The sequence below is a fragment of the Pseudoxanthomonas japonensis genome, from assembly GCF_010093445.1.
GTDB classification, from domain to species: domain Bacteria; phylum Pseudomonadota; class Gammaproteobacteria; order Xanthomonadales; family Xanthomonadaceae; genus Pseudoxanthomonas_A; species Pseudoxanthomonas_A japonensis.
The window spans coordinates 46052-64827 of sequence record NZ_PDWW01000001.1; the positions used below are offsets into that span (position 1 = coordinate 46052).

Sequence of the window (18776 nt, forward strand, 5' to 3'; positions counted from 1 at the left end):
TCACTCGACCGGCGGACCTTCCGGTTCGAGCGATTTCACCAGCACCGCCGCCTGCGTGCGGCTGTGGCATTCCAGCTTCTTCAGGATCGCGGTGACATGCACCTTCACCGTGTTCTCGGCCAGGCCGAGTTCGTGCGCGATCTGCTTGTTGAGCAGGCCGTCGGCCAGGCACAGCAGCACGCGGAACTGCTGCGGCGTCAGCTGCGCCAGACGTGCGGCGAGCGCGGCATCCTGTTCGGAACGTTCGACGGTCAGCGGCGGAAACCATGCCCCGCCGTCCAGCACCGCCGTCACCGCCTCGCCGATGGTCTCGGCCGGCGACGACTTGGGAATGAAGCCAGCCGCACCGAACTGCTGCGCGCGGCGGATCACCCGCGGATGCTCGTTCGAGGAGATCACCACCACCGGCACCTCGGGATGCTCGCCACGCACATGCAGCAGCGCCGAGAAACCGTGCGCGCCGGGCATGGTCAGGTCCAGCAGCACCAGGTCGGTATCCGGGCGTGCATCCAGCGCCTGCCCGAGGCTGGCGGCACTGGCGGCCTCGGCCACCGTGGCGCCGGGCAGCGCACCGCGCAGCGCATGGATCACCGCATTGCGGAACAGCGGATGGTCGTCGGCAACGAGGATGGAAGGCGAACTCATGCGCCCAGTGTGCCACCACCCGCGCACGCGTCGCGTACCACTTTGTGGCTAGGCGTCCGCCGACAGCTTGTCCAAGCGGATCCGGTTGGCGAACAGCGAGAACGCCAGCATGCCGGCCAGGCCGTTGGCACGGCTGACCCAGCTCGGCAGCCAGCGCGGCGGCGCCAGCACGCCGCTGTCGAACAGCGGCTCGAACAGCACCACGTCCTCCAGCGTCATCTTGCCGGCGAACAGGCGGCGGCACAGGCGCAGCCGGTCCTGCTGCAGCGAGCGGCGGAAGAAGGTGTGCACGCCGATCAGGCCACGCAGGTACACCGTGTCCTTGGTGAACGCCGCGCCGCCCGTGGTGGGCACGCCGCGGAACACGCGCTGCGCCGAGGAGAAACTTTCCGCCGGATTCTGGCCCGCGTCGGTGAAATAGCGGAACACCTCGATGAAGTCCGCACCGGCCAGCGCCATCGCGACGGCTTCGATGCGCAGGCTGATGCGCTTCATCCGTTCGATGTCGATGCTGCCGGTGATCTGCTCCGCGAACGTGGCCAACCCCTCCTGCGTGGCGGTGACGCGCGGCGACGCCAGCGACAGGCTCGGCAGCACCGCCTGCTCACGGCCGTTCAAGGCTGTCAGCGAATGCACCAGCGCCTCATGCTGCAGCAGCTGCCGCCGGTCGTAGTCGCTGAACGCCGCGCCCTGGCGCAGGCGGATACGGGTGGCACCCGCCGCCGCCTTGGCGATCAGCAGGGGATCCAGTTCCACCGTGATCACGCGGCCGTCGAAGAAGTCGTCCAGGTCCGACTGCAACTGCAGTTGCAGCGCGGTGGCCGACACCGGTACCTGCTCCTCGGGCGACAGCAGTTCATGGTCCAGTTCGTTGGCGATGGCGATGAAGTGGCCGGCCGCATCGCGCGTGGTCGGCCCGTCGCCCGGCAGGCACGCTTCCGGCGTGCCGAACAGCGCGATCGAATGCGTGGTCACCGCCGTCGTGCCCAGCGATTCCAGCAGTTGCGCGGCGATGTCCCAACTGTGCACCGATTCGCGCAGGTAACGGCCGAGCGGATGCGTTTCGTCGGCGGCAGCGGCGATGGCGGCGAACTCGCGACGTGCTTCGCCGAAGTCCAGCCGTGGATAGTCGATCACCGGCAACTGCGGCTGCCCGCGCGCCGCGCCGTCGAGGAATGGCGCCTGCACGTCGGCCGGCCAGCTGGCCAGGCTCAGCAGCTTGACGCCGCGCGCGGCCTTGACCAGGCGCGCGTCGAGCGCGGCGTGATGGGCGATGTCGGGCTGCATGCGGATCCTCCGTACGCCACTGTAGCCCACGCAGCCCACTACTCGACTATGCTCGGGGTTCTTCAACAGTTGCGGGGGCAGCATGCTGGAGCTCGATGCGGTGCAGACCCTGGCCTTCGCCGGCCTGGCGCTCTTCCTCGGCTATGCGCTGTGCCGCGTGGTCCCGCTGTTCTCGAAGTACAACCTGCCGGCGCCGGTGATCGGCGGCCTGGTGGTCGCACTGGCGGTGCTGGTCGCGCGCCAGCACGAAGTGACCCTGTTCACCCTCGACACCAGCCTGCAGACGCCGCTGATGATCGCCTTCTTCACCACCATCGGCGTCAACGCCAGCGTGGCGTTGCTGAAGCTGAGCGGGCGCCAGGTGGTGATCTTCCTGCTGCTGGCCAGCGGCTTCGCCATCGTGCAGAACCTGCTGGGCATGGCGGTGGCGATGGGCTTCGGCCTGCATCCGCTGTTCGGCGTGCTGGCCGGTTCCACCACGCTGACCGGCGGTCCTGCAACGGGTCTGGCGTTCGCGCCGCTGTTCGAGCAGGCCGGCGTCACCGGTGCCGAATCGATCGCGGTCGCCTCGGCGATGGCGGGGATCGTCTGCGGCGGCCTGCTGGGCGGACCGGTGGCCACGGTGCTGATCCGGCGCCACAAACTCTACGGCGGCGTGCGCCTGGGAAAGCCCGATGAATCCGCCGCCGAACCGACCGGCGCGCGCGACACGCCTGATTTCGCCACGCGCGAATCCGCGGCGCTGAAGAGCATCGTGGTGATCCTGGTGGCGATGTGGGCCGGTGCCGGCGTCAGTGCGGGCCTGTCCGCTGCGGGGCTCACGCTGCCGGCCTATGTGGGCGCGATGATGGTCGGCGCGCTGATCCGCTACATCGACGACCGCACCGGCTGGATCGGCCTGCCGGTGGCGACGACGGACCTGATCGGCAACGTGTGCCTGGCGCTGTTCCTGGCGGTGGCGCTGATGAATCTCAAGCTGTGGGAACTGGCCGGCCTGGCCGCGCCGCTGCTGGTCAACCTGGGCCTGCAGGTGGCGCTGGTCGCGCTGTTCTGCGTCGTGGTGTTCCGCGTGATGGGCCGCGACTACGACGCCGCGGTGATGGGCGGCGGCTTCATCGGCTTCATGCTCGGCACCACCGCGAACGCGATGGCGGTGATGCGCACCCTGGTCGAACGCTACGGCATGGCGCCGCGCGCCTTCCTCGTCGCCCCGCTGGTCGGCGCGTTCTTCATCGACTTCACCAACGCGCTGATCATCACCGGGTTCATCAATCTCTGGGATTGAGGCCTAAATCCTCTTGCGGGCGGTCGACACGCCTCGCTATCGTGGCTCGCCCGCGGGGTGCGGGCCTACTGGAAGGGGATTCCATGTCGATGTCATCCGGGCGCCTGCGCGCCCTGTTCCTGGTGCCGGCGCTTCTGTTACTCGGCGCTTGCGCGACCAGCCGCAGTTACGTGCAGCTCGCAGTACCGTCATCCGGTAGCCACGTCGCCACCGAGGGCAAGGTCGCCGTCATCGATGCCGTCGTCGATGAGCGCACGTTCGAAGAGAACCCGCGTGACCCTAGCATTCCCTCGCTGAAGAAAGGCGCGTCCTACGCGCTGGATGCGGAAGGGCGTCTGCAGGCCATCGCACGCAAGCGCAATGGCTACGGCAAGGCCATCGGCGATATCCAGCTGACGCCGCCGCAGAGCGTCTCCACCATCGTCCGCGACCTGGTGGCCGACGGCCTGCGCCAGCGCGGCTATCGCGTGCTGGCGGCCGGCGAATCCGCGCCTGCGGACGCGTTGCGCGTGAAGGTCGGCATCCAGGAGTTCTGGGCCTGGCTGACGCCCGGCTTCTGGGTCGTCTCGATGGAGTCGAAGATCAAGACCACGATGGCCTTCGAAGGCAGCAGCGTGCGAAGCGCCGGCGCGGCGGGTTACGGCAAGAAGACCGCGCCTACAGGCCGCGAGGACAACTGGAAGCAGGCCTACGACCGCGCGTTCGAGGATTACCTGCAGCAACAGAAAAAGGCGTTCGACGACGCCGGACTGTAAGTCGTGCGAGGCGCGCCGGACGGCGCGCCTCAACGCTTCCCGTACTTGTCCGTCAGCCGCTTGTTCAGCGCCTTGTTCTGCACCTTGGCATTCGCCTTGTCGGCCAGGCGCGAGGCCAGCTTGTCGGCGGCGGCGGCGACCTCGTCGCGCAGCTTGAGGTAGTTGAGGAAGCGGCCTTCGTCCAGTTCCTCGCGCTCGATCGCCGCGCGCACCGCGCAGCCGGGCTCGCGATCGTGCGAGCAGTCGCGGAACTTGCACTGCTCGGCCAGCGCTTCGATGTCGGCGAAACCGCCATCGGCCAGGTCTTCCTCGCCGGTCGGCTTCAGCTCGCGCATGCCGGGCGTGTCGATCAGGCATGCTCCAGCCGGCAACGGAATCAGCGCGCGGAACGTCGTTGTATGGCGGCCGCGCGAATCGCTCTCGCGCACTTCTCCGGTCTTCATGCGCTCGTCGCCGAGCAGCGTGTTGGTCAGCGTCGACTTGCCCGCGCCCGACGAGCCGACCAGCACCACGGTATGGCCCAGCTCCAGCCACGGCGCCAGCTGCGCGACGCTCTGCGGATCCTTCGCGTTGACGGTGAACACCGGCACGCCCTGCGCGGTGAGGTCGGCCAGCACCTCGACCGCGTCGTCGGCGTACTCGGTGCGGTCGGCCTTGGTCAGCACCACCACCGGCTGTGCGCCACCGCCACCGACCAGCAGCAGGTAGCGCTCGATGCGGCGCGGATTGAAGTCGGCATCCAGGCCGCAGACGATGAACACCGTATCGATGTTCGCCGCGATCACCTGCTGGTGGTAATGCTCGCCGGCGGCGCCGCGCTTGATGCCGGTGTGGCGCGGCAGCAGCGCGACGATGCGCGGACGCTTCGACGTCGCGTCTTCCAGCAGCACCCAGTCGCCGACCGCGGGGCGCTCATGGGCGGGAAAGCGCGGGCGCTGCCACTCCGGCAGCGATTCGGCCCTCACCCCGTCGCCGGGGGCATCGGCCACCACGTAGCCGGAGCGGTGCTGCTCGCTGACCCGCGCCGGGGTGGCGGTCGGGTGTGCGGCCATCGCCTCGCGCCATACGGGGTCCGTCGGCTCGCCCGTGTACGGCCAGCCGATGGCGCGCAGAAGGGTGACGTCGGACACGCGGGGAGCAGGGGTTTCGGGCATGGCGCGCATTCTAGACGTGGGCTGAAGCCGGCGGGGCCGGGCAGGCTAAATATCCGTTAAGCTGGCCGCCCTCCCTTATTTCGCCTACCCGCGGTCGCCGCCATGTCCACCCCGCCCGTCAAACCGCTCGCCACGCGCGAACGCCTGTCCGAAGTCCGCTACGAGATCCGGGGCGAACTGGCACGGCGAGCCCGGGAGCTGGAGGCGCAGGGGCAGAAGCTGATCAAGCTCAACATCGGCAACCCGGGCGCGTTCGGTTTCCGCGCGCCGGAACACCTGCAGCGCGCGATCGCCGACGACATGGGCCGCACCGATCCGTACACGCACCAGCAGGGCCTGCCCTCGGCGCGCGACGCGATCGCCGCGGCGTACGCCAGACGCGGTACGCCGGACGCGCATCCGGACCGCGTGTTCGTCGGCAACGGCGTGTCGGAACTGATCGACCTGTCGCTGCGCGCGCTGCTCAATCCTGGCGACGAAGTGCTGGTGCCGTCGCCCGACTACCCGCTGTGGTCGGCCGCCACCATCCTCAACGACGGCCGCCCGGTGTACTACCGCTGCGATCCGGACAACGACTTCCTGCCCGATCCGAACGAGATCGAACAGCTGATCAGCTCGCGCACCCGCGCCATCGTGCTGATCAACCCGAACAACCCGACCGGCGCGACCTATCCGCGCGAGCTGCTGGAGCGCATCGTCGCCATCGCGGCGAAGCACCGCCTGCTGCTGATGGTCGACGAGATCTACGACCAAGTGCTGTACGACGGCGCGACCTTCGTGCCGGTGGCACCGCTGGCCGGCGACGTGCCGTGCATCACCTTCAGCGGCCTGAGCAAGGTGCACCGCGCCTGCGGCTGGCGCGTGGGCTGGGGCGTGGTGTCCGGCCACGGCGACGTGGTGCGCGACTTCCTGCATGCGATGGACCTGCTCAGCGCGCTGCGCCTGTGCGCCAACGTGCCGGGCCAGTACGCCATCGACGCGGCGGTCAACGGCCCCGACACCATCAGCGCACTGTGCGCACCCGGCGGCCGCCTGTATGAAACCCGCCGCGCAGTGATCGAGGCCTGCGAAGCGAGCACGCACCTGGAGCTGGTGAACCCGGCCGGCGCGCTGTACGCGTTCCCGGCGGTGGTCGGCGACGCGGCGAAGAACTTCGACGACCACGCGTTCGCGCTGGAACTGATGGAAACCGAAGGCGTGCTGGTCGTCCCGGGCTCCAGCTTCAACGTGCCCTACCGCCACCACTTCCGTGTCACCCTGCTGCCGGAAGCGGCCACGATGCGCGACGTCTTCGCCCGCATCGACCGCGCCCTGTCGCGCCGCGCCGAAGCAGCCACCAAGGTGGTGCCGATCAAGGGCAAGCCGCGGCCGGCGGCGGCGTAGGCGCACATCGACGGGCGGATCATTGCGCCTCACCTGGTTACTGCCGCTCTTCCTGTTGACGTCCCCGGTATCCGCGGATGTGCGCCGACCGCTGTCGCCACTGACCTCCGAGATCGTCGCAGCATCGGACGTCCCGCTGCCCGATTGCGGTATTGCTGGCACTCCGGGCGAGCTTGAGGCCGCACGCTCGTGCGTCGACGCCGCTGTGCGGAACAGCCGGCCTTTCGTTATCCAGTTCCGCATGGAAGGCATCGACTCGGTGGTCTGGCAGGCGGCCATCCAGCTTCCCTCGGGTCGGAGGATGCTGCTCCAGCACGACAGCTTCGGCGAAGGTCGCATCACCCGGGAGACGTGCTAGACCTTTTCCTTCACGGATACGCTACTCCCCATTGGGTGTGAGCACTGACGGCTCGATGCATCCCACGGTCATGCAAGCCGGTGTCACTGCATCCCGTGGGAGCGACGTAAGTCGCGAACAGGTGTCATCGGGGCGGCCCATCGCGACTTACGTCGCTCCCACGAGCAGGGTTCGTCGCTCCTACAGAAGGCGGGAAGGGCGCATCATGTCGCCATGACGACCACCACACGCCTGCACACCACCGCCCTCACCACCGAGCTGCGCTATCTCGCACTCGGCGACTCCTACACCATCGGCGAAGCGGTGGACGACGCCGGCCGCTGGCCGATGCAGCTGGCGCGGCTGTTGCGCATGGAAGGCATCCTGCTCAGCGATCCACGCATCATCGCCACCACCGGCTGGACCACCGACGAACTCGATGCCGCGATCACCGCCGCCGAACCACTGGGCGAACACGACTTCGTCACCCTGCTGATCGGGGTGAACAACCAGTACCGCGGCCGCGACGTGGAGGAGTACCGCACCCAGTTCGCCGCGCTGCTGTGGCGTGCGATCGGCTTCGCCCGCAACCGTCCCGACCGCGTGCTGGTGCTGTCGATCCCCGACTGGAGCGTCACTCCGTTCGCCGCCCAGTCCGGCCGCGAACTCGCGCAGATCGCGCGCGAACTGGATGCCTACAACCTCGCCGCGCGCGAAGTCTGTGCGCAGCGCGGCGTCGCCTTCGTCGACATCACCCCGGTCAGCCGTGCGCGTGGTGCGGAACCCGCGATGCTCGCCGACGACGGCCTGCATCCGTCCGCCACGATGTACACCGAGTGGACGCGGCTGGCGTTCCCCGTCGCGCATCATTTGCTCGCTTGAGCCCCTCTCCCACCGGCGACCGTAGGAAGTCCCTGTGAGAGAGAGAGATTGGGGTGAGGGTCCGGCGACACCATCGGCGGTGGGCCACCCGATGCCGCCGCACCCTCATCCGGCGCTGCGCGCCACCTTCTCCCGGAGGGAGAAGGATTAGGGACCACGGGCTGCGCGATCGCCCACGTAGCGTGCGCCATGCGCACGGCGCGGGGATCCATCGCTAACGCATGGACTTTCACCGCGCCATGACCGCCGCGCGTGAACCCGTCATCGCGGGTCGTGCGCAGGGCGCACGCTACGCGGCCGCAATGTCCGTCATGGGTACCGGATCCGGTTCCGGCAACACGGTGCGATAGCCCTGCGCCTCCAGCCACGCCAGCAGCTGCGCCAGGATCGCCACGTTGTGCCCGTGCTTCGCGCCTTCATGCAGCAGCACGATGGCGCCGGGCGCGATGTCGCGGGTGATGCGCGCCAGCACCTGGTGCGGCTGGCAGTCGACACCGTCAAAGCCACGCGCGCTCCATGCCACCCGGGTCAGTCCGTGGCGCTTCAGCGACAGGCCGACGAAGGGATTGGTCATGCCCACCACGCTGCGGTACCAGCGCGGGGTGTCGCCGGTGATGGCGGTCAGGATGGACTGGTTGCGGCCGATCTCGTCTTCCAGCGCGCCGGGACCCAGGCGCCAGAAGCGCGTGTCCGGATGGGTGGCACTGTGGTTGCCGATGCCGTGACCACGGTCGCGGATGGCCTGCACGACCCCCGGCTGCGCCAGCGCGCGCTCGCCCACGAGGAAGAACGTCGCCTTCGCCCCATGACGGTCCAGCAGGTCCAGCATCGCGGGCGTGTCGGCCGACGGGCCATCGTCGATGGTCAGCCAGACCACGCGTTCAGCGGTGGGCAACCGCGACAGCGCCGGGCAGAACACGGCGGCGCGCGGGTACAGCGTGGCCCAGACCACCAGCAGGTGGGTGGCCGCCATCACCGGCAGGCCCAGGGCCCAGCCATACCGCCACCACAGCCAGGCCACGCCCACTTGCGACAGCGCCAGCAGGCCCAATATCAGTCCGGGACGGCGCGGCGGACGATGCAGTGTTCCTGTCGTGCTCATGCCCCATGATGCCATGGGGCGTAAAATTCCCCTCCCGCTTACCGGTAGCCGTCCATGTCCCTCGACCCCGCCCTGCGCTCGCGCATCGAATCCCTCCTGCAGTCCAACCGCGTGGTGCTCTTCATGAAGGGCCAGCCGACCATGCCGCAGTGCGGCTTCTCGGCGAAGGCGGTGGGCGCGCTGTCGGCGCTGGGCGTGGACTACGCGCACGTCAACGTGCTGGCCGACCAGGAGATCCGCGAGGGCATCAAGGTCTACGGCGACTGGCCGACCATCCCGCAGCTGTACATCGACGGCGAGCTGGTCGGCGGCAGCGACATCATCGAGCAGATGACCAACTCCGGCGAACTGGCCACCGTGCTGGGCCTGCAGGCCCCCGACCGCACGCCGCCGGCGATCACCATCACCTCTGCCGCCGCCGAGATGCTGCAGAATGCCGTGGCCGACGCTGGCCCGGGCGCGTCGCTGGCGCTGTCGATCAACGCGCAGTTCCAGCCGAACTTCCAGCTGGCGCAGTTCGACGCCAACGCCATCGCCAGCGAATCCAACGGCGTGCGCGTGCAGTTCGACCTGGCCAGCGCGCGGCGCGCGGACGGCATCACCATCGACTGGGTGGACGACATCCGCGGCAAGGGCCTGGCCATCGACAACCCCAACGCGCCGAAGCCGGTGCAGGCGCTGTCGCCGATCGACGCGGACGCCAAGGCCCGCGCCGGCGAGGTGCTGATCGTCGACGTGCGCCCGGGCGACGAGCGCGCCATCACCTCGGTGAAGCTGCCCTTCAAGACCTTCGACGGCGCCGGCCGCGCCGAGCTGGAAGCGCTGCCGAAGGACACCGCGCTGGCCTTCCTGTGCCGCAGCGGCGGTCGCAGCCAGCAGGCGGCGGAAGAATTCCGCGCGCTCGGCTTCTCGAACGTCCACAACATCACCGGCGGCATCAATGCCTGGGCCGACGATGTGGATGGCACGATCAGCAAGTACTGATCATCCGGGGCGTCACCGGCGATCCAAAGGAAGCGGGCTGCGGCCCGCTTTCTTTTTGCGCGATGAGTGAGGCCGGCGTTCCGTAGGGCGGGCCCTGGCCCGCCATTGCGATGTGTCAAACCGTGCCGACCATGATCGGACTCCGCCCTCCATCGCAGTCGTGAGGCATGGCGATGGTGGGCCAAGGCCCACCCTACGTCAGCCCTTGAAGCCGCCGCCCGCCAGGTAGTCGCGCTCTTCCTGCGTGGAGGTACGGCCGACCGCCTCGTTGCGATGCGGGAAGCGACCGAAGCGGGCGATCAGGTCGTAGTGCAGCTGCGCGTACTTGATGTAGTCGTCGTTGCCGGTGGCGCGGAACAGGTCGAGCGAGCGCTGCTGGTCGGCCAGCGTTTCCGAGTGTTCGTACGGCATGTAGAAGAAGATCTTCAGCGCAGGATCGACCTGCGCATCGAAGCCGGCTTCGATGGCGCGCTCGGCGTAGTGCCGCGCCAAACCATCGGTGGCATAGGAATGCGCGCTCTGGCGGAAGCAGTTGCGCGGGAACTGGTCCAGCAACAGGATCAACGCCAGCGCACCCTCGGCATCGCCCATCCAGCCTTCCAGTTCGCGTCGCGCCGCACGGAAGTGCAGCCCGCGGAAGCGCTGGTCGAACTCGGCATCGAATGCATCGTCGTTGGCGAACCACTTCTCGTAGCCCGCGTTCTTCCAGAAGGTGATGACGTCGTTGGATTCGTTCATGCGCTGCCTCGTACTCGGATGAAGTGTCGGGCCTCAGCCCGGAAGGACATGCCCGATGCGCCACAGCACGCCGATCGGGTCGATCAGGGTGAAGTCACGGAGGCCCCAGGGCCGGTCGTCCGCCGTGCTGACGCGGACGGAGAACCTGTCCACGACACCCGATGCTTCGACGTTCCGGTGCCAGTCGTCCGCATTCTCGACCAGCAGGTGCATCACGAAGTTCTCCGCGTGCTCGCGCAGGTAGAACTGCGACAGCAGGAAGGCGGTCTTGCCGTGCTGGACATAGGCCAGGTCGTCCGACTCCATCGTCACCGCGAAGCCGAGCGCCTCGTAGAACGCGATGGACTCGGCCAGATCGCGCGCGGGGACGAAGGCCTTCATCTCGATGGTTTCAAGGTTCATGCGATCCCTCCCGTCGGGATGACGTCTCGATGACGCGCTTGTCGGCGGTCACTTGCCTGTGCCGGACCGCTCCATGGATTGCAGTGTAGGAAAGAACTCCGCGTGCCGGCGGTAGTCGTATGCTCCCTCTTCGGCGGACGCCACGATCCTCGCACACGCTTCGTTGGTCACCTCACCGCCGGGAAACATCACCAGCAGTGCCTCGCGCGCGGCGTCGGTGAACTCGGCCTTGCGCGCGTTGGCGAACGCCTTGCCTTCTGCCTCGCCCGCCGTCGCGGCGACGGCATCGGTCAGCATCAGCACGCGTTGCAGCGACGGTTCCAGATAGCGGTGATTGCGCTGCTGCCAGCTTTGCAGCGCCACTCGCGCCTGGCTGCCGGCCTCGCCTTCGTAGGTACCGCACTGCTTGCCCAGCGCTTCCAGCAGCGTGAGGCTGGTGGTGATGGCGAACCCGGCGGCGGCGTTGCGGGCTTCGGTCTCCACGGGCGTCTCGGCCGCCGCTGCCGTGCTTCCGAACGACATGGCCAACGCCATGCCGATCCATCGCTTGCGCATCATGTGGTCCTGCATCCTTGTCTCCTCAGGGGTCTTCCCGTGCATCCATCAAAGCGAAAGCGTCATGAAGCTCGCGTGCACGGCCCTCCCGCGGCCAGCCCGTGACGGTCGCCACGACGCGTCCTTCGCGCATGAAATAGAACACCGGCGTCGCCCAGCTGTCGAACTGCGGCCAGTCGCCCATTGCCACCGCGTAACTCAGGCGTGCACCGGGGTGCGCGCGGTTCCACGCCTGGACATCGCGCAGGTCGAGCGACCCGTTGGGCGGTGCCAGCCACAGTGCATGGCCCAGCCGTGCGGACAACACAGGGTCCGCCTCTATCGCGGCAATGGCGCGCTGCGAGAAGCCACAACGCGGGTGCGACAGCACGACCACGCGCGTCGGCCCATCCTGTTCGACGACCTGCGCGGACAACCCCTCGGCATCGTCCGCCGGCCGCCACACCACGACGCGGCCCGCCCCGGGCGCATCGGCAGTGGGGATCGGTGGCAATGCCTGCAGCTGCAAGTCGGGATGCGTGCGCGCCAGGGCATTGGCATTGTCGAACTGACGCGTCACCACCCAGGCGCGGTACAGATCGCGGCGATGCTCGTCGGTCAGTTTCGACCGCGTGTCCAGAGACTGCGCGGTCCGCTGCAGCAGTACCGCATGCGCCGGTGCATGCGCATAGAAGACGACGCGGCTGGCAGCCTGGAACAGTTCCTCCAGTTCCTCGTCGGACGCGGTCGCCAGGCGCTCCGGCGCATAGGCCTCTGCGAGATCGCGATCAAACGCCTCCGTCATCTGGCGGGCGCGCTCGCGTGCGTCGTCTCGTGTCGACTCTTCTATCTCCTTGAGCTGTTTGTGGTTCGCTTCGATAGAAACGGACCCGGCAGGGGTCTCCGTGGACGTTTCGGCGGCAGTTGCGCCCAAGGATGCGATCAGGACGACCGCAAAACCCATCCGTACACCCAGATTTCCCGCCTTCTTCATCGACCAGCTCCTTGTCAGGGCTTTCATGCTGTCAGCGCCGATGTTCAATCGAGATGATGGCATCGAGAACATGGGCCGTGGCAACAGCCTCCCTAACCAGAATCGTTCGGCAGAGTGATAACCCGATCAATCAACGTGATTTCATCTTATGCTGATCACGAGCGACCAGGAATCCATCCACACTAACGCGAGGGTATGCCGTGTACGTTACCACCAGCATTATCCAGCGAGTGTTTCAGATCTTCCATAACGAGAAACTTGCTACGGCCTACACGATAGAAAAGGGAGATCGGCAGTATTTGGTCTCCGCCTCACACACCTTCGACGGTTCTCCCGATATCACTTCGTTGCTCATCTATCGTAGGGACAACTGGGTTCGCGTACCTGTCACCGTAGTGTTTAACGCCGATAGCCGGTCCGCAGACACCATAGTTTTCCTACTTGATGAAGATATTTCGCCAAGGCATCCAATGTCACTCAACCCTGCCGGCTTAATCATCGGCACATGGGCGTATTTCTTGGGATACCCGCGCGGAATGCGAACCAGTGATCGCGGCATTAATCGTGGCTATCCGCTTCCTTTCGTGAAAGCCGCTCTCGTGTCAGCAACAGACTTTGAGCGACACGGATTCAACACGCTCTTTCTCGATGGCCACAACAACAAGGGATTCTCAGGAGGTCCCGTTGTGTGGGCACCTCCAAACAAGCCCAGCGATGTCCGCATAGTAGGAACGATCTCTGGCTATGTTGTTGAGCATCCAATACACGGAACAACCAAGGAAGAATTATCCCAGCATGAAACTAATGCTGGGATAATTGAAGCCTACTGGGTTAGAGATTTGCTCGAGAAGTTGCCGTAGCTCACTCGTCAAACCGCAGATGCCGCACCGACTTGCCGTTGCGGCGGATCAGCTTCAGCGCTTCGATGCCGACGGTGATGTGGTTCTCGACGAACGAGGAGCTGACCTTGGCGTCGCTGGCTTCGGTCTTCACCCCTTCCGGGATCATCGGCTGGTCGCTGACCAGCAACAGCGCGCCGCAGGGGATGCGGTTGGCGAAGCCGGCGGCAAAGACGGTGGCGGTTTCCATGTCGATGGCCATGCAACGCATCGCGCGCAGGCGCTCCTTGAACGCCAGGTCGTGCTCCCACACGCGGCGGTTGGTGGTGTACACCGTGCCGGTCCAGTAGTCGTGGCCGAGGTCGCGGATCATCGTGGACACCGCACGCTGCAGCGCGAATGCCGGCAGCGCCGGCACTTCCGGCAACAGATAGTCGTTGCTGGTGCCCTCGCCGCGGATCGCCGCGATCGGCAGCACCAGGTCGCCCAGCTCGTTCTTGCGCTTCAGCCCGCCGCACTTGCCGAGGAACAGCACCGCCTTGGGCATGATCGCCGACAGCAGGTCCATCATCGTGGCGGCGTTGGGACTGCCCATGCCGAAGTTGATCATGGTGATGCCGTCGGCGGTGGCGCTGGCCATCGGCCGGTCCAGGCCGACGATGGGCGCGCCGGTGAGCTGCGAAAACACGTTGAGGTAGCCGCCGAAGTTGGTCAGCAGCACATGCTCGCCGAACTGGTCCAGCGGCACGCCGGTGTAGCGCGGCAGCCAGTTGTCGACGATCTCGTTCTTGTCCTTCATGCCTAGCCTCTTTTTCTTGTTGTTGTACCGGCGATTCTGGCACGACTGCGACGCACGCACTTGGCAAGGCGCGGCGTGGCCGGTTAGGTTTCGGGTCTCTTCCAGGGGATACACGATGCGAACGACCTTGCTGGCCGGGCTGATCCTGGCCTCGCTGGGCGGCAGCGCGCTGGCCGCCACGCCCACTTCCCGTTTCACCCAGGACCCGTACCCGAGCACCTACAAAGCGCTCGCGTCCGGCCCCGTGCTGCTGGCCAACGCCACCGTGCTGACCGGTACCGGTGAGCGCCTGGATGGCGCCGACGTCTTGCTGGCCGACGGCAAGGTGGTGGCGGTGGGGCGCGGTCTTTCCGCACCGGCCGGCGCCACGCGCGTGGACGCCACCGGCAAGTGGGTGACGCCGGGCCTGATCGACGTGCACTCGCACCTGGGCGTCTACCCCAGCCCGGGCGTCAAGGCGCACAGCGACGGCAACGAGGCGACCGCACCGGTGACGGCGAACGTCTGGGCCGAGCATTCGATCTGGGCGCAGGACCCGGGCTTCCACACCGCGCTGGCCGGCGGCGTGACGTCGATGCAGATCCTGCCCGGCTCGGCCAACCTGGTCGGCGGCCGCGGCGTGACGTTGAAGAACGTGCCGTCCACCAGCTACCAGGGCATGAAATTTCCCGGCGCACCGTGGGGCCTGAAGATGGCCTGCGGCGAGAACCCCAAGCGCGTGTACGGCGGCAAGGCCGGTCCGGCCACGCGCATGGGCAACGTGGCCGGCTACCGTGCGGCCTTCATCGACGCCAGCGAGTACCTGAAGAAGAACGCGCCCAAGCCGCAGCAGCCGAAGAAGAAGCGCTGGTGGGAACGCGCCGGCGGCGACGACAAGGCGGACAGCGGCGGCGACAGCGGCGGCAAGCGCGACCTGAAGCTGGACACGCTGGCCGGTGCGATCAATGGCGAGATCCTGGTGCACATCCACTGCTACCGCGCCGACGAGATGACCACGATGCTCGACCTGGCGAAGGAGTTCGGCTTCAAGATCGCCGCGTTCCACCACGGCGTGGAAGCGTACAAGCTGGCCGACCGCCTGGCGCAGGACGGCGTGTGCGGCGCGCTGTGGGCCGACTGGTGGGGCTTCAAGATGGAGGCCTTCGACGGCATCCAAGAAAACATCGCGCTGGTCGACCGTCCGGCCAACAGCTGCGCGATCGTGCACTCGGATTCGGACGAGGGCATCCAGCGCCTCAACCAGGAAGCCGCCAAGGTGATGGCGAACGCGCGTCGCGCCGGCATGGGCGAGATCGCGCCGGAACGCGCGATCCGCTGGGTGACCAGCAACGCGGCCAAGTCGCTGGGCATCGGCGAGCGCACCGGCACGCTGGAGGCCGGCAAGATGGCCGACGTGGTGGTGTGGAACCAGAACCCCTTCAGCGTGTACGCCAAGGCCGAGCAGGTCTACATCGACGGCGCCCGCATCTACGACCGCAACGACCGTAGCAGGCAACCGGTGTCGGACTTCATGCTGGGGCAGGAGGTGATGCCATGAGCTGCGTCCGTCATACGTCCCTGCCGTCATCCCAGCGTACGCTGGGATCCATCCTGCTTTCGCCTTCAAGGTCGGAAGCAACAGAAGCAAAAGCCAAATGGGTCCCAGCGTTCGCTGGGACGACGGTGAAGGCATTGGCGCTGGCCGTTGCACTGGCGTCCGCGTCGTCTGTTGCCTTCGCCCAGGACATCCTGATCCGCAACGCCACCGTGCATACCGCCGGTGCGCAGGGCACGCTGAAGAACGCCGATGTGCTGGTGCGCAACGGCGTGGTGCAGGCGGTGGGCAGCGGCCTGGCCGCACCGGGCGCGACGGTGGTGGAGGCCAACGGCCGTCCGCTGACGCCGGCGTTCTTCGGCGGCATCACCGAGATCGGGCTGGAGGAGGTGTCGGGCGAGTCGTCCACCGTCGACGCCTCGGTGACGCTGCAGGACCAGCCGATGCGCCCGGAATTCGACGTGACGCTGGCCTACAACCCGGCCTCGGTGGTGATCCCGGTGACGCGCGTGGAAGGCATCGGCTTCACCCTGCTGGCCGCCTCGACCGGGGGTTCCTTCATCGCTGGCCAGGGCGGCGTGATGCGGCTGGACGGCAGCGCCGATCCGGTCGGTCCGCGTGCGCTGTTCGTGCGCCTGGGCAGCGGCGGCGCGGAGCTGGCCGGCAAATCGCGTGCAGCGCAGTGGATGCTGCTGGACCAGATGGTGGCCGAGGCGCGTGGCCGCGTGCCGGCGGATTCGCCGCACGCACTACTGACGCCGGCCGGACGCGCGACGCTCGCACGCTATCTCGCCGGCAACGGCCGCATCGTGGTTCAGGTGAACCGTGCCGCCGACATCCGCCAGCTGCTGCGCTGGGCCCAGCGCGAGAACGTGCGCATCGCCATCGCCGGCGGTGCCGAAGGCTGGAAGCTGGCGCCGCAGCTGGCGCAGGCGAAGGTACCGGTGTTCGTGGATGCGCTGGCGGACCTGCCGGCGGACTTCGACCAGATCGGCGCCACGCTGGAGAACGCCGCACGGCTGGACGCCGCCGGTGTGAGCGTCAGCTTCTCGCAGGCCGGCGACGCCTCGCACAACGCACGCAAGATCCGCCAGCTGGCGGGCAATGCGGTGGCCAACGGCCTGCCGTGGGAAGACGGCCTGGCCGGACTGACCCGCGTGCCGGCGGAGACATTTGGCGTGGGCGACCGCGTGGGCACCATCGCACCGGGCAAGCTGGCCGACCTGGTGCTGTGGACCGCCGATCCGCTCGACGTGTCGAGCACCGCGGAGCAGGTGTGGCTGGGCGGGCGCGCGATGCCGATGCGTTCGCGCCAGACGGAACTGCGCGACCGCTACCTGCAACCAGCCGGTCCGCTGCCGCGCGCGTATTCGAAATAGGCGCCTGGCGGCATCAGTTCACGGAGGCGCCTGCGGGCGCCTTCGTGCTGTCGGCGCCATGGCAGGGCGCGTCTTCGGCGACGATGCGGTCGCCACCGGCCCGTTTGGCAACGTACATGGCCTGGTCGGCGCGGGCGATCAGCGTGGACACGGTGTCGCCATGGCGCGCCTGTGCGGCGCCGACGCTGGCGGTGACCTCGACGGCCACGCCGTCGACCACCGCGCAATCGTGGCGGATGCGCGCGCCGACTTCCTCGCCGATGCGCATGGCGGCATGCAGTTCCACCCCGGACAGCACCAGCACGAATTCCTCGCCCCCCAGCCGGCCGAGCTGGTCGCCGTACTGGAACTGCTGGCTGATCACGCGCGTCACCGCACGCAGGCAGGCATCGCCCGTGGCGTGCCCATGGCGGTCGTTGACCTGCTTGAAGTGGTCGAGGTCGATGAAGAGCAGCGACACCGGAATGCCTTCGCGCTGACGCTCGATCAATGCCCAGTCGAGACGATGCTCGATGGCGCCGCGGTTGAGCACACCGGTCAGCGCGTCGCGCTCGGCATGCGCCTTGGCGCTGTCGCGCTCGCGGCGGAAGGTCAGCATGCGGTGCGCCAGGCCCAGGCCCAGTGCCACCGCCGTGAAGGCCAGCCACCACGGAATGCCGTATTCCAGCCACGGCCCTGCCCTTTCGCCATCGCTGAAGCGCAGCGCGCGGATCATGGTGAAGACGAGCAGCGGCAACCACGACAGCAGCACGATGCTGGCGTGGCGTTCGCCGCGCCACCACGCCACCAGCAGCGTCGCCAGCGTCACCACGTTGGTCAGCAGGAACAGGCCGTTGGCCACGCTGGGGAACCAGCTGTCGTCGGCCGGCCAGGGCGAGACCAGCAGCACCAGCGTCAGCAGGCAGCCGTACACCCCGACCAGCCGCATCAGCCAGGCCAGCCGCGGCGCAGCGCGGCGCAGGTTGGCGTAGTCCTGCCACAGGTACACCAGCAGGACGGTGGCGAGGGTGCCGATGGCCCAGATGCCCTGGGCGCCGAAGTGGCGCAGCAGCGACAGGCCCGGCCACGCGTAGGCCTCGCCGTAGGAGCACAGCACGTACAGCAGTTGCAGCAACATGGCGGCGGCATAGAGCAGGTAGACGCGCTCGCGCAGCACCAGCCAGAACAGCAGCACCGCCAGCGCCACGCCCAGCGTCATGCCCACCGCCGGCAGCAACAGGCGTACGTGCCAGAGGTCGGCGGCGGCGTAATCGGCGCGGGCCTCGATCGCCACCTGCATCGGATAGCGGGCGCCTTCCACCGTCACCTCGACGGGACCATCGCGCGACAGCGGGAATACCAGCGCGCGCCGGCTGAACTGGGGGTCCAGCGTGGGCTGGAACAGATCCTGCGTGCGGGGCATGGCGTCGCCGGGTGCGCGCACCGTCACGCGGGCGTTGTAGGGGTGATAGACCACGAGCAGCGGGTCGGCGATGCCGGCACGCGGGTACACCCGCCACTGCCCGTTGCCGATCACGCGCGCGGACGCGCCGCCGCCTTCGAAGCGACGTTCCGAGAAAAGTCCGGCGCGCTGCCCGGCCTGCTGTTCCAGCGCCGAGGGCTGGAGACGGTCGATCCGCGCGATGTTCTCCCCCCGCGCAGGCCCCGCCGGCAGCAGGGCCAGCAGCAGGAGCCACCCCCATCGCTGCGTCATGTTGCCCCTTGCTTGAGGGGTGAAGTGTCGGGCCGGCCCCGGGGCAGGAC

General features: G+C 67.8%; 19 protein-coding genes. 9 read left to right on the forward strand and 10 right to left on the reverse strand.

The annotated features are described in order from the left end of the window. Positions 1-645 carry a response regulator gene (locus CSC78_RS00190; RefSeq protein WP_162335890.1) on the reverse strand — a complete coding sequence of 215 codons (645 nt, stop codon included), beginning with the start codon at positions 643-645 and terminating at the stop codon, positions 1-3. Positions 646-693: 48 nt separating this feature from the next. After that, the gene (locus CSC78_RS00195) at positions 694-1932 is read right to left on the reverse strand and encodes a flavohemoglobin expression-modulating QEGLA motif protein (protein ID WP_162335891.1); all 1239 of its coding nucleotides are present in this window, start codon (positions 1930-1932) and stop codon (positions 694-696) included. Between the two features lie 82 nt (positions 1933-2014). On the opposite strand from CSC78_RS00195, the gene gltS reads away from it, so the two are divergent. Both gltS and CSC78_RS00205 read left to right on the forward strand, forming a co-directional pair. Then, a complete protein-coding gene (gltS, locus tag CSC78_RS00200; RefSeq protein WP_162335892.1) occupies positions 2015-3217 on the forward strand; it encodes a sodium/glutamate symporter in 1203 nt (400 codons plus the stop codon). Between the two features lie 83 nt (positions 3218-3300). Beyond that, complete coding sequence (locus CSC78_RS00205; RefSeq protein WP_162335893.1) at positions 3301-3972, forward strand: YajG family lipoprotein; 672 nt, start codon at positions 3301-3303, stop codon at positions 3970-3972. Between the two features lie 29 nt (positions 3973-4001). Here the strand turns inward: CSC78_RS00205 and rsgA are convergent, their stop codons facing one another. Continuing rightward, a complete protein-coding gene (rsgA, locus tag CSC78_RS00210; RefSeq protein ID WP_162335894.1) occupies positions 4002-5126 on the reverse strand; it encodes a ribosome small subunit-dependent GTPase A in 1125 nt (374 codons plus the stop codon). 102 nt (positions 5127-5228) lie between these two features. Here rsgA and CSC78_RS00215 point away from each other — a divergent pair, with 102 nt between their 5' ends. The 3 genes from CSC78_RS00215 to CSC78_RS00225 all read left to right on the forward strand — a co-directional run bounded on the left by CSC78_RS00215 (position 5229) and on the right by CSC78_RS00225 (position 7728). After that, positions 5229-6509 (forward strand): pyridoxal phosphate-dependent aminotransferase, encoded by a 1281-nt coding sequence (locus tag CSC78_RS00215; RefSeq protein ID WP_162335895.1) that lies wholly within the window; start codon positions 5229-5231, stop codon positions 6507-6509. Positions 6510-6531: 22 nt separating this feature from the next. Then, a complete protein-coding gene (locus CSC78_RS00220; RefSeq protein ID WP_162335896.1) occupies positions 6532-6867 on the forward strand; it encodes a hypothetical protein in 336 nt (111 codons plus the stop codon). A gap of 213 nt (positions 6868-7080) precedes the next feature. Further along, on the forward strand, positions 7081-7728 hold the full coding sequence (locus CSC78_RS00225; protein ID WP_162335897.1) for an SGNH/GDSL hydrolase family protein: 648 nt from the start codon (positions 7081-7083) through the stop codon (positions 7726-7728). A gap of 289 nt (positions 7729-8017) precedes the next feature. Here the strand turns inward: CSC78_RS00225 and CSC78_RS00230 are convergent, their stop codons facing one another. Next, positions 8018-8845 (reverse strand): polysaccharide deacetylase family protein, encoded by an 828-nt coding sequence (locus tag CSC78_RS00230; protein ID WP_202924084.1) that lies wholly within the window; start codon positions 8843-8845, stop codon positions 8018-8020. Between the two features lie 39 nt (positions 8846-8884). On the opposite strand from CSC78_RS00230, the gene grxD reads away from it, so the two are divergent. Then, on the forward strand, positions 8885-9814 hold the full coding sequence (grxD, locus tag CSC78_RS00235; RefSeq protein WP_162335899.1) for a Grx4 family monothiol glutaredoxin: 930 nt from the start codon (positions 8885-8887) through the stop codon (positions 9812-9814). A 198-nt stretch (positions 9815-10012) separates the two neighbouring features. Here the strand turns inward: grxD and CSC78_RS00240 are convergent, their stop codons facing one another. From CSC78_RS00240 to CSC78_RS00255, 4 genes are read right to left on the reverse strand one after another with little or no spacing between them, the layout of a single operon-like run. Then, complete coding sequence (locus CSC78_RS00240; RefSeq protein ID WP_162335900.1) at positions 10013-10552, reverse strand: DUF924 family protein; 540 nt, start codon at positions 10550-10552, stop codon at positions 10013-10015. 33 nt (positions 10553-10585) lie between these two features. Further along, positions 10586-10954 (reverse strand): VOC family protein, encoded by a 369-nt coding sequence (locus CSC78_RS00245; protein ID WP_162335901.1) that lies wholly within the window; start codon positions 10952-10954, stop codon positions 10586-10588. A 48-nt stretch (positions 10955-11002) separates the two neighbouring features. Then, on the reverse strand, positions 11003-11512 hold the full coding sequence (locus tag CSC78_RS00250) for a hypothetical protein (RefSeq protein ID WP_162335902.1): 510 nt from the start codon (positions 11510-11512) through the stop codon (positions 11003-11005). 22 nt (positions 11513-11534) lie between these two features. Next, complete coding sequence (locus tag CSC78_RS00255) at positions 11535-12554, reverse strand: hypothetical protein (RefSeq protein ID WP_162335903.1); 1020 nt, start codon at positions 12552-12554, stop codon at positions 11535-11537. Between the two features lie 128 nt (positions 12555-12682). Here CSC78_RS00255 and CSC78_RS00260 point away from each other — a divergent pair, with 128 nt between their 5' ends. Next, positions 12683-13342, forward strand: coding sequence for a trypsin-like peptidase domain-containing protein (locus CSC78_RS00260; RefSeq protein WP_162335904.1), 660 nt, complete (start codon positions 12683-12685; stop codon positions 13340-13342). 1 nt (position 13343) lies between these two features. Here CSC78_RS00260 and CSC78_RS00265 read toward each other — a convergent pair whose 3' ends face one another. Then, positions 13344-14120: an AMP nucleosidase gene (locus CSC78_RS00265; RefSeq protein ID WP_162335905.1), complete on the reverse strand. Its 777-nt coding sequence runs from the start codon at positions 14118-14120 to the stop codon at positions 13344-13346. Between the two features lie 115 nt (positions 14121-14235). Here CSC78_RS00265 and CSC78_RS00270 point away from each other — a divergent pair, with 115 nt between their 5' ends. Both CSC78_RS00270 and CSC78_RS00275 read left to right on the forward strand, forming a co-directional pair. After that, positions 14236-15657 carry an amidohydrolase gene (locus CSC78_RS00270; protein ID WP_162335906.1) on the forward strand — a complete coding sequence of 474 codons (1422 nt, stop codon included), beginning with the start codon at positions 14236-14238 and terminating at the stop codon, positions 15655-15657. A gap of 125 nt (positions 15658-15782) precedes the next feature. Next, positions 15783-17033, forward strand: a complete 1251-nt coding sequence (locus tag CSC78_RS00275; protein ID WP_238391113.1) for an amidohydrolase family protein — start codon at positions 15783-15785, stop codon at positions 17031-17033. Positions 17034-17046: 13 nt separating this feature from the next. On the opposite strand, the gene CSC78_RS00280 is transcribed toward CSC78_RS00275, so the two are convergent. Further along, the gene (locus CSC78_RS00280) at positions 17047-18726 is read right to left on the reverse strand and encodes a sensor domain-containing diguanylate cyclase (protein ID WP_162335908.1); all 1680 of its coding nucleotides are present in this window, start codon (positions 18724-18726) and stop codon (positions 17047-17049) included. Positions 18727-18776 lie beyond the last annotated feature (50 nt).